At 68.8% G+C, this 10,252-nt stretch carries 9 protein-coding genes and 2 pseudogenes; 7 read left to right on the top strand and 4 right to left on the bottom strand.

All coding sequences use genetic code 11. The features are described from left to right. From A5706_RS34260 to A5706_RS12600, 5 genes and pseudogenes are all read left to right on the top strand, one after another. Nucleotides 1-309: pseudogene (locus tag A5706_RS34260) on the top strand (hypothetical protein); the annotation flags it as partial. A gap of 105 nt (nucleotides 310-414) precedes the next feature. Then, nucleotides 415-978 carry an elongation factor P gene (efp, locus tag A5706_RS12615; RefSeq protein WP_068130969.1) on the top strand — a complete coding sequence of 188 codons (564 nt, stop codon included), beginning with the start codon at nucleotides 415-417 and terminating at the stop codon, nucleotides 976-978. A gap of 9 nt (nucleotides 979-987) precedes the next feature. Beyond that, nucleotides 988-1,446 carry a transcription antitermination factor NusB gene (nusB, locus tag A5706_RS12610; RefSeq protein ID WP_068130965.1) on the top strand — a complete coding sequence of 153 codons (459 nt, stop codon included), beginning with the start codon at nucleotides 988-990 and terminating at the stop codon, nucleotides 1,444-1,446. After that, complete coding sequence (locus tag A5706_RS12605; RefSeq protein ID WP_068130962.1) at nucleotides 1,443-1,829, top strand: antitermination protein NusB; 387 nt, start codon at nucleotides 1,443-1,445, stop codon at nucleotides 1,827-1,829. The genes nusB and A5706_RS12605 overlap by 4 nt, the downstream gene beginning before the upstream one ends. 122 nt (nucleotides 1,830-1,951) lie before the next feature. Beyond that, entirely contained in the window at nucleotides 1,952-4,819 is a 2,868-nt protein-coding gene (locus A5706_RS12600) for an aminotransferase class I/II-fold pyridoxal phosphate-dependent enzyme (RefSeq protein WP_068130959.1), read from the top strand. On the opposite strand, the gene A5706_RS12595 is transcribed toward A5706_RS12600, so the two are convergent. Beyond that, on the bottom strand, nucleotides 4,783-5,577 hold the full coding sequence (locus A5706_RS12595; RefSeq protein ID WP_068130957.1) for a hypothetical protein: 795 nt from the start codon (nucleotides 5,575-5,577) through the stop codon (nucleotides 4,783-4,785). The genes A5706_RS12600 and A5706_RS12595 overlap by 37 nt on opposite strands. Before the next feature lie 204 nt (nucleotides 5,578-5,781). Here A5706_RS12595 and A5706_RS12590 point away from each other — a divergent pair, with 204 nt between their 5' ends. Both A5706_RS12590 and A5706_RS12585 read left to right on the top strand, forming a co-directional pair. After that, nucleotides 5,782-6,996 (top strand): MFS transporter, encoded by a 1,215-nt coding sequence (locus A5706_RS12590; protein ID WP_068130954.1) that lies wholly within the window; start codon nucleotides 5,782-5,784, stop codon nucleotides 6,994-6,996. A gap of 57 nt (nucleotides 6,997-7,053) precedes the next feature. Continuing rightward, a pseudogene (locus tag A5706_RS12585) lies at nucleotides 7,054-7,380 on the top strand (HEAT repeat domain-containing protein); the annotation flags it as partial. 7 nt (nucleotides 7,381-7,387) lie between these two features. Here the strand turns inward: A5706_RS12585 and A5706_RS12580 are convergent. From A5706_RS12580 to A5706_RS12570, 3 genes are all read right to left on the bottom strand, one after another. Next, nucleotides 7,388-8,338, bottom strand: coding sequence for a trypsin-like peptidase domain-containing protein (locus A5706_RS12580; RefSeq protein WP_082964333.1), 951 nt, complete (start codon nucleotides 8,336-8,338; stop codon nucleotides 7,388-7,390). A gap of 120 nt (nucleotides 8,339-8,458) precedes the next feature. Further along, nucleotides 8,459-8,998: a GNAT family N-acetyltransferase gene (locus A5706_RS12575; protein WP_068130943.1), complete on the bottom strand. Its 540-nt coding sequence runs from the start codon at nucleotides 8,996-8,998 to the stop codon at nucleotides 8,459-8,461. Between the two features lie 4 nt (nucleotides 8,999-9,002). Beyond that, nucleotides 9,003-10,208 (bottom strand): serine hydrolase, encoded by a 1,206-nt coding sequence (locus tag A5706_RS12570; protein WP_197517817.1) that lies wholly within the window; start codon nucleotides 10,206-10,208, stop codon nucleotides 9,003-9,005. Between the last annotated feature and the right edge of the window lie 44 nt (nucleotides 10,209-10,252).

The following is a 10,252-nucleotide window of genomic DNA, read 5'->3' as shown; positions in this document are numbered from 1 at the left end:
GCGGCGGCCTTCCACCAGCAATTCGTCGGGCTGATGAACGCCGGGGTGGCGCAGTATGCGGCCGCCGAGGCAGCCAACGCCGCGTTGCTGCCGCCCGCGGAATCGATTACCGGCACCATTTCCGCCCTGTGGGGCGATGTGCAGAATTTCTTCGCCGGAGCCCTCACCACTTTCGAGCAGATGCTCAATCAATTAGCGGGATTTCTGCTTCCGTTGATTCGCGAAGCCATCGCCTTTTCGACCGCGTTCTTCTTCGTGTTCGTGCTGCCGACGATCGAGATTGCGCTGAATATCCTGGTCGCCCTGTAGGGGCGGGGGTGCGCGTGATCACGGGCGCACGGTTCGGGCCGGGCCCGCGGCGCGGGTAATCTGCATGGGGCGAACCGACAGCATCCCTGAGGAGATATACCGACCGTGGCTTCGACTGCCGACTTCAAGAACGGACTGGTGCTGGAGATCGACGGCCAGCTATGGCAGATCGTTGAGTTCCAGCACGTCAAACCCGGCAAGGGGCCGGCCTTCGTACGCACCAAGCTGAAGAACGTGCTGTCCGGCAAGGTGGTCGACAAGACCTACAACGCGGGCGTCAAGGTGGAGACGGCCACCGTCGACCGCCGCGACGCGACCTATCTGTACCACGACGGCTCGGACTTCGTGTTCATGGACAGCCAGGACTACGAGCAGCACCCGCTGCCCGAGTCTCTGGTCGGCGACGCCTCGCGGTTCCTGCTGGAGGGTCTGCCCGTGCAGATCGCGTTCCACAACGGGGCGCCGCTCTACATCGAGCTGCCGGTGTCGGTCGAGCTCGCGGTCACCCACACCGAACCGGGCCTGCAGGGCGACCGGTCCAGCGCCGGCACCAAGCCGGCCACGCTGGAGACCGGTGCGGAGATCCAGGTGCCGCTGTTCATCAACACGGGGGACAAGCTGAAGGTGGACTCGCGCGACGGTAGCTACCTGGGGCGCGTCAACGCGTGAGCGGGCCGCATGGCTGCTAAGGGACGCCATCAGGCGCGCAAGCGAGCCGTCGACCTGTTGTTCGAGGCCGAGGCCCGGGAGTTGACCCCGGCTGAAGTGGTCGACGTCCGGACCGCGCTGGCCGACGCGAATCCGGACGTGTCGCCGCTGTACCCGTACACCGCCGCCGCGGCCAGGGGTGTCGGTGAGCACCTCGCCCACATCGACGACCTGATCAGCTCCCACCTGCAGGGCTGGACCCTGGACCGGCTGCCCGCGGTCGACCGGGCCATTCTGCGGGTCGCGGTGTGGGAGCTGCTCTACGCCGACGACGTTCCCGAGCCCGTCGCCGTCGACGAGGCCGTGCAGCTGGCCAAGGAGCTGTCCACCGACGAGTCGCCGGGCTTCGTCAACGGGGTGCTCGGCCAGGTCATGCTGGTGACCCCGCAGATCCGCGCGGCCGCCAAGGCGGTCCGCAAAGAGCAATGACCCGGTTGGAGCTGCGTGTCGCGGTCGCGGCCTTCCTGGCCGCGACGGTGGTGCTGGGCGCCGTCGTGTGCGCGGCCTACGGGTGGAGCATCGTCGCGTCGGCGCTCGCGATCTACGCGCTGGGCGTCGGCGCCTGGCTCTACCACTCGATCGAACGCCTGATCGTGGCCCGCCGCATCAGCACGGTCCGGTCGGCCGCCCGGCCGCTGCAGCCGCTGCTGCCGGTGATGGCCGCCATCATGGGACTGACGCAGGCCGTGGTGCGCTCGCTGAGCGACGTCACCGAACTGCCCGCGCGGAGCCGGGAGCTCCCGGTGCTGCGGTGGGTGGACTCCAGGGCAAATCGGCGCGCCGTTGATGCCGACGACGAGCTGGATCCCTGACCTCGAAACGGGCCACAACAGCGGCTACCGATGGAATGCTGCTGGCTATGAGGCGAACCACCGAGATCCGGGACGGGGCGCGCGATAATTGTGAGCTGCACTGATGCGAAGAGGGTGACGCCATGAGTCCAGAATCCGCCCGCCCGAGGCGACTTCGCGTGTCCGCGCTCGCGGCCGTCGCCAACCCGTCGTACACGCGCGTCGACACCTGGAACCTGCTCGACGACGCCTGCCGTCACCTGCGCGACGTCGACCTCGCCGGCCTGGACAAGACGCACGACATCGCCCGGGTGAAGCGCCTGATGGACCGCATCGCCGCCTACGAGCGCTACTGGCTGTTCCCCGGCGCCGCCAATCTCGCGACGTTTCGCGCCCACCTGGAGGGCCTTTCGACGGTGCGCCTCAGCGAGGAGGTGTCGCTGGCGGTGCGCCTGCTGAGCGAATACGGCGACCGCGCCGGGCTGTTCGACACCACCGCGTCGCTGGCCGAGCAGGAGCTGGTCGCCCAGGCCAAACAGCAGCAGTTCTACACCGTGCTGCTCGCCGACGACGCCCCGTCGACGGCCCCCGACAGCCTGGCCGAGTGCCTGCGGGCGCTGCGCACCCCGTCCGACGACGTGCAGTACGAGCTGCTGGTGGTGGGCAGCATCGAGGACGCCATCACCGCGGTCGCGCTGAACGGCGAGATCCAGGCCGCGATCATCCGCCACGACCTGCCGCTGCGCTCCCACGACCGGGTGCCGCTGATGAACACGCTGCTGGGCGCCGCCTGCGAGGACGCGCTGACGACCGACACCCAGGACTGGGTGGAATGCGCCGAGTGGATCCGGGAGCTGCGGCCGCACATCGACCTTTACCTGCTCACCGACGAATCGATCGCCGCGGAGACCGAGGACGAACCCGACGTCTACGACCGGACGTTCTACCGGCTCAACGACGTCACCGACCTCAACAGCACCGTGCTCGCGGGCCTGCGAAACCGTTTCGCCACACCGTTTTTCGACGCCCTGCGCGCCTACGCGGGGGCGCCGGTCGGCCAGTTCCACGCGCTCCCCGTCGCGCGGGGCGCCAGCATCTTCAACTCGAAGTCCCTGCATGACATGGGCGAGTTCTACGGCCGCAACATCTTCATGGCCGAGACCTCGAGCACCTCCGGCGGCCTGGACTCGCTGCTGGACCCGCACGGCAACATCAAGAAGGCGATGGACAAGGCCGCGGTCACGTGGAACTCCAACAACACCTACTTCGTCACCAACGGGACGTCCACCGCCAACAAGATCGTCGTGCAGGCCCTGACGCGACCGGGCGACATCGTCCTCATCGACCGCAACTGCCACAAGTCGCACCACTACGGCCTGGTGCTGGCCGGGGCCTACCCGCTGTACCTGGACGCCTACCCGCTGCCCGAGTACGCGATCTACGGGGCCGTATCGCTGCACACGATCAAGAAGGCGCTGCTGGACCTCGAGGCGGCCGGCCAGCTGGACCGGGTCCGCATGCTGCTGCTCACCAACTGCACTTTTGACGGCGTCGTCTACAACCCGCGCCGGGTGATGGAGGAGGTGCTGGCGATCAAGCCGGACATCTGCTTCCTGTGGGACGAGGCGTGGTACGCGTTCGCCACCGCGGTGCCGTGGGCGCGGCAGCGCACCGCAATGGTGTCCGCGGAACGCCTGGAGCAGATGCTGGCGTCGCCGGAATACGCTGCGGAGTACCGGGATTGGGCCGCATCGATGGAGGGCGTAGAGCGTTCCGAGTGGGTCGATCGGCGGCTGCTGCCCGACCCGGCCCGCGCGCGCGTTCGCGTCTACGCGACGCATTCCACGCACAAGTCGCTGTCGGCGTTCCGGCAGGCGTCGATGGTCCACGTTCGCGACCAGGACTTCAAGGCGCTCACCCGCGACGCGTTCGTCGAGGCGTTCTTGACGCACACCTCGACGTCGCCGAACCAGCAGCTGTTGGCGTCGCTGGACCTGGCGCGCCGGCAGGTCGACATCGAGGGCTTCGAGTTGGTTCGCAACGTCTACAACATGGCCCTGATCTTTCGCCACCGCGTCCGCAAGGACCGGCTGATCGGCAAGTGGTTCCGCATCCTCGACGAGTCCGACCTGGTGCCCGACGAGTTCCGCGCGTCGTCCGTCAGCTCCTACCGCGAGGTTCGCCAGGGCGCCCTGGCGGAGTGGAACGAGGCGTGGCGGTCGGACCAGTTCGTCTTGGACGCGACGCGGGTCACCCTGTTCATCGGCAAGACCGGCATGAACGGCTACGACTTCCGCGAGAAGATCCTGATGGAGCGGTTCGGAATTCAGATCAACAAAACGTCTATCAACAGTGTGCTGTTGATCTTCACCATCGGGGTCACCTGGTCGAGCGTGCACTACCTGCTCGACGTGCTGCGGCGCATCGCGACCGACTTCGAGCGCAGACAGAGCATCGGCGGCAAGGACGACCGCGCCTTACAACAGCGCCGGGTCGAGGAAATCACGGAGGACCTGCCGCACCTGCCGGATTTCAGCGAATTCGACATGGCGTTCCGCCCCGTCGACGCCTGCATGTTCGGCGACATGCGGTCGGCCTTCTACGCCGGATACGAGGAGTCGGACCGCGAACACGTGCTGATCGGCATGGCGGGCAGGCGGCTCGCGGAGGGCCGGACGCTGGTGTCCACCACGTTCGTGGTGCCCTACCCGCCGGGCTTCCCGGTGCTGGTCCCGGGTCAGGTGGTCTCCAAGGAGATCGTCTATTTCCTGGCCCAGCTCGACGTCAAGGAGATCCACGGCTACAACCCCGACCTGGGGCTGTCGGTCTTCACCGACGCCGCGCTGGCGCGCATGGAGGCCCAACGCACCGCAGCGACGGCCGCGGTCGGCTCGGCGTACCCGGCCTTCGAGCTGCCGGCCGACGCGTCGGCGCGCAACGGCGACAGCGTCGTGCAGGCGGGAAGGCTTGGGAATCAGGGGGTTTCCGCCGCCGCGCGGTCTTCCGGGTGACCGGGGTGGCGTCCCGGACGCTGTGGCAACACGACGACCAACGCGACGACGATCGCGGCGATCACCGCCGACGCCAGGGGGCGGCTGAGCGCGAGGCCGCCGTCGGCGACGGGTTTGTCGATGAAGTCGCCGACGGTCGCGCCCAGCGGCCTGGTAAGGATGAAGGCCACCCAGAACAGGGCGACGCGCGAGATGCCGGTCCAGTAGTACAGGGCCACGACTACGAGCAGCGCCGCGCCGAACACCAGCGCGCCGCGTTCGTAGCCGAATCCGCGGGTGTCGGCGAGCCAGTCGCCGAGCGCGGTGCCGAGCGTCTGCGAAAACGTGATGGTGGCCCAGTAGAACGCTTCGACCTTCGGCGTCGAAACGGTGCTCACCGACACCGTGCCCTGCGTCCAGCGCCACAGCCCCAGGGTCGCGAGCAGGAGACCCAACAGCAGCAGCGATCCGCCCGTGTAGCCGATCCCGAGTTGTCGGTCGGCGAAATCGGCCAGCGTCGTGCCGAACGTCGTCGAGGCCACGATGGTGGCCCAGTACAGGCTCGCGTGGAATCGCTTGGCGAAGATCTGCGCGGCGACCAGGGCGACGAGCGCGACGCCGAACAGGGCGACGCCCGCGGCGTAGCCCCAGTTCAGCGTCATCGTGACGGTGTCGCCGCCCGTCTCGCCGAGCGTCGTCGCCAGGATCTTGATCACCCAGAAGCCGAGGGTGACCGCCGGCACCTTGGTCAAAGCGTGTTTGGCCGCGTCATCAGTCACGTAGTTGATCCTCCCACGGCGCCCCAGGCTATGCGTCCCCTATGAATTTCGCCATGGCGATAAGGCGTTCAACATGTTTCAGGCCGCGCGTGACGGCGCATATCGGCGCCCGCATTAATCGTCGCTATGAAACACCTTAGCGTTCAATAAGTTTGGCGCGCCGCGATCCCGGGTGACCGCCAAACGCTGTGGCAACATTGTTGAATGGGTGCGCGGTGGTCGATCATGGCCGTCTCGTTGGGGGTGACGGCGACGTCCTTTCTCTTCATCAACGGCGTGGCGTTCCTTATCCCCTCGCTCGAGTCACACCGCGGCATGTCGCTGCCGGCGGCGGTCCTGCTGTCGTCGATGCCCAGCTGGGGCATGGTGGTCACGCTGGTCTTCTGGGGTTACGTGCTGGACCGGGTCGGCGAGCGCACCGTGCTCACGTCGGGCTCGGTGTTGACGGCGGCCGCCGGCTACGCCGCAGCGTCGGCCCATTCGGTGCTCATGATCGGTGTCTTCCTATTCATCGGCGGGATGGCCGCGGCGAGCTGCAACACCGCCGGCGGCCGGCTGGTGTCGGCTTGGTTTCCGCCCCGCCAGCGCGGCCTGGCGATGGGCATCCGCCAAACCGCGCAGCCACTGGGAATCGCCTTGGGCGCGTTGGTGATACCGGAGCTGTCCGAAAGCGGCCCGCACCGCGGGCTGATGTTCCTCGCGGTGATGTGCACGATCGCGGCCGTGGCCAGTGCGATCGGAATCGTCGATCCGCCAAGGAAATCCCGCACGGCCGCGGATCTGGAGGAACTGGCCAGCCCTTATCGCGGCTCGTCGGTGCTGTGGCGCATTCATGCGGTCGCCGGCCTGCTGATGATCCCGCAGACGGTGACCGTGACGTTCATGCTCGTGTGGTTGATGCATCGCCACGGTTGGTCGGTGGCGGCCGCCGGTGGGCTGGTCACCCTGACCCAGGTGTTGGGCGCCGCGGGCCGAATCGCGGTGGGCCGCTGGTCCGATCGCGTCGGCTCGCGAATGCGCCCGGTTCGTACGATCGCCGTCGCCGCCGCGCTGGCGCTATTCGTACTCGCCCTGACCGACGGCACGGGTTCCGGATACGACGTGTTGCTGATGGTCGCCATCTCGGTGCTCGCCGTCCTCGACAACGGGCTGGAGGCCACCGCGATCACGGAGTTCGCCGGGCCGTTCTGGAGCGGACGCGCGCTGGGCCTGCAGAACACCACGCAACGGCTGATGGCCGCGGCCGGGCCGCCGCTCTTCGGCGCGGTGGTCGCGGCGGCCGAATACCCGGCGGCCTGGGCGCTGTGCGGGCTGTTCCCGCTGGCGGCGGCGCGGCTGGTGCCCGCCGGGTTGGTGCCGCCCGGCCTGGACAGCCCGCCGCCGCCGGAGCGAGAACTGGCCGGCGCGTCGCGGTCATAGTTTTTGCTCACCGGGATCGCAAAGACGTCGCCGTTCGCCAGGTGGCGCAATAGGGCGGTGCGCGCGGCCGCGCTCGCCGCGCTCGGCGAATTGGGCTGCGGTGCGGGTGATCTCGGTGCCGTCGAAAAGGCGTTGCGGGCGCCGGCGTGGCAGGTGCGCGAGGGCGCGGCGCGCGCACTGCGCGGCGCGAGTGCCGCGGTCGCGGTGCCGCTGCTGTCCGAGGCGCTGTCCGACGCGCACCTCGACGTGCGTAAGGCGGCGGTGCTGAGCCTGACGCGCTGGGCCGCCGAACCCGCCGCCCGCGACGCCCTGAGCATCGCGCTCAAGGACGGGGACGCCGACGTGCGCGCCTATGCGCGGCGGGCGTTGGAACGGGACGGGTAGTCGCCGCTCAGCGGTGACCCAGGGACGCGTTCGTCGCGTTGCCGGTGGCGATCAATTGGTTGGCGACGCGTTTGGCCTGGTCGATGGGGATGGCGAAGCCCACGCCGATCCAGCTGGCCGGGCCGCCGGGGTAAACGGCTCCCATCGTCGCGATGGCGGAATTGAGCCCGATCATCTCACCGTCGGTGTCGACCAATGCGCCGCCGGAGCTGCCGGGGCTCATGGTGGCGTCCGTCTGGATGGCGTCGAACACCCCGCTGTTGCCGGCGGGGCCGGTGACGCCCGACACCGGGCGGTGCAGCGAGCTGATCACCCCGGTGGTGACCGTGCCGTCCAGCCCGAGCGGCGCGCCGATGGCCACCACGCTTTGGCCAACCCGCAGGCCGGCCGACGAGCCCATGGTGATCGGGGTCAGGCCCGAAATCCCTTGAATGCGAACGACGGCGATGTCGGCGGCAGGGTCGGCGCCGACGATGGTGAACGGCGCGGCGCGTCCGTCGGCCAGCGTCGCCACGGTTGCCGCCGGCGCGGGCCCGCCGGGGCCCGGTATCGAGACGACGTGGTTGTTGGTGAGGATCAGCCCGTCGGCGCTCAGCACGACTCCGGAGCCCTCGTCGGCCTGCGCCGGGGTCGCCGTCTCGAGTTTGACCACACTGGGCCGCGCCTTGGCCGCCGCCTGCTCGATGGTGGCGGCGGGCGCCGGGGCAGGGGCGTAGGGACCCGTCGCACTCGGGGCAATCGGGCGAAGTTCGATCACGCAGAGGGCCCCCGCGGCACCCGAGAGCAGCGCAAGCGCGGCGGCGCCGGCGATGATTCCCAACCGGGATCGCAGGCCGAGCAACACATTTGACGTCCGCGACGGCCGCGCGAAACCTCGACGACCATGACGCAGTTCGTGGCGGCCGCCAGGCAATTCGTGGCGTCCGTGCCCGTGGAAGGGCCGCGTGGCGGTGGTCATCGGCAGGCCACCTTCTCCCTATCGCTACCGGCTCGCGTGTGCCCCGATGCACCTCATGTCACACCTCGGATTCCCACTAACCATGCGGGGAAACCTCGTCGCGCCTCGCGAACCGCTGCGTCAGCGCAGGATCTTGGCGTAGAGCAGGCTGTCCTGCGGCTCGGGTCCCATGGTGGGGAAGACGGCATAGCGGCCGAGCCGGCCCTCCAGGACGAAGCCGGCGCGCTCCAATAGCCGCGCCGAGCGCTCGTTTTCGACGCTGCACGACGCCCAGACGCGGTACACCCCGCGATCGGCCTGCAGCGCCGACATCAGCAGGTCGAGCACCTCGGACATGTAACCCTTGCCCCACCAGCGCCGTCCCATGCAGTAGCCGATCTCGACCGAGTGCGACACGGGGCGCCTGCAACTGGTCAGCCCGATGAGTTCGCCACTGTTCTTAAGCGCGATCGCCCAGGTCCGCTCTTCGTCGCCGACGTTGAGCTTTTCGGTGATGACCCGCCGCGTCGCGGCCACATCGAGGTGCGGCGCCCACAGCAGGTACTTGGTCACCGCGGGGTCGCGCGCGATCCGCTGGAACAAAGCGCCCGCGTCGTCGAGCACCGGTGGGCGCAGCACCAGCCGTTGCCCGGTGATGCGGGCGGGCGGGTAGTCGACCATGGCGCTACAACCCGAGCGCCTGATAGGTGCGGCGAACGAATTTGGGTTGTGCGGTGCGAAGTTTCGCCAGCGACGTGTTGCCCGCGACGGCCGTGGCCGCGTCCACGGTCAGGTCGGGCAGGTTCTGAATCAGGTAGAGCAGGATCAGGTCGGCCGACGGATCGGCCTGCCACCAGGTGCCGTACGCGCCGGGCCAGCTGAACGTCCCCGCGCCCCCGGGCCCGAACAGCGGCGTGGACTTCGCCGGATCGGTCACCACCGACAGGTTCAACCCGAACCCGCGGCCCACCCAGTACGGCGCGCCGAGGAAGTTGTGCCGCTTGTGTTCGTCGGTGAGCCGGTCGGTCCGCATGAGGCGGGCCGACTCCGCCGAGAGCACCCGCACGCCGTCGACGGTTCCGTCGCCGAGCAGCATCCGCACGAACCGCAGGTAGTCGTCGGCGGTCGACCACAACCCCCCGCCCGCGTTGCAGAACGACGGCGGCGTGATGTGTGGCGGCCCCATGACGCCGTGCTGCAGCTGGTGGTCGTCGGTGAGCCGGTACATGGTGGCGGCGCGCCGGCGGGCCTCGGCGGAGACGAAGAACCCGGTGTCGGGCATGCCCGCCGGGCCGAGCACGCGTTCGTCGAGCACCTGGTGGAAGGGCTTGCCGTCGATGCGGGAAGCGATGACGCCCAACAGGTCTATGGCGTGGCTGTAGGTGACCTTCTCGCCGGGCTGATGCACCAGCGGCAGCTTGGCCAGCTCGCTCAGCCAGGCGTCCGGGCCCTGGTTGAACGGCAGCCGCATGTAGGCCTTCGAGATCGGCCCGGACACCGAGAACGCGTAGGCCAGTCCGCTGGTGTGGGTGAGCAGGTCCTCGATCAGGATGGCGCGGCGGACCGGGTGCGTCCGGTCCAGCGGTCCGTGCGGATCGTCGAGCACCCGCACGTCGGCCAGCTCCGGCGCCCAGCGCACGACGGGGTCTTTCAGCGTCAGCTTGCCCTCGTCGACCAGGCTCATCACCGCGGCGACCGTAACCGGCTTGGTCATCGACGCGATGCGAAACAGCGTGTCCCGCCGCATCGGCAGGCCCGCGTCGATGTCGCGGTATCCGATCTCGTTGACCTGCAGCAGTTCTCCGCGCTGCCACACCATCGTCACCGCACCGGCCAGCACGCCGGCGTCGCACACCTCGCGGATGGAGGCCTGATTGACGTCGAGATTCACCGGTTCAGGGTAACTAGCTCTGTTCATCCAGCTCGGACGGGTCG

This window comes from Mycobacterium sp. E796 (assembly GCF_001672815.1).
Lineage (GTDB): Bacteria > Actinomycetota > Actinomycetes > Mycobacteriales > Mycobacteriaceae > Mycobacterium.
Note: the sequence above shows the minus strand (reverse complement) of the source record. Positions and strands in the feature narration are given on the sequence as shown.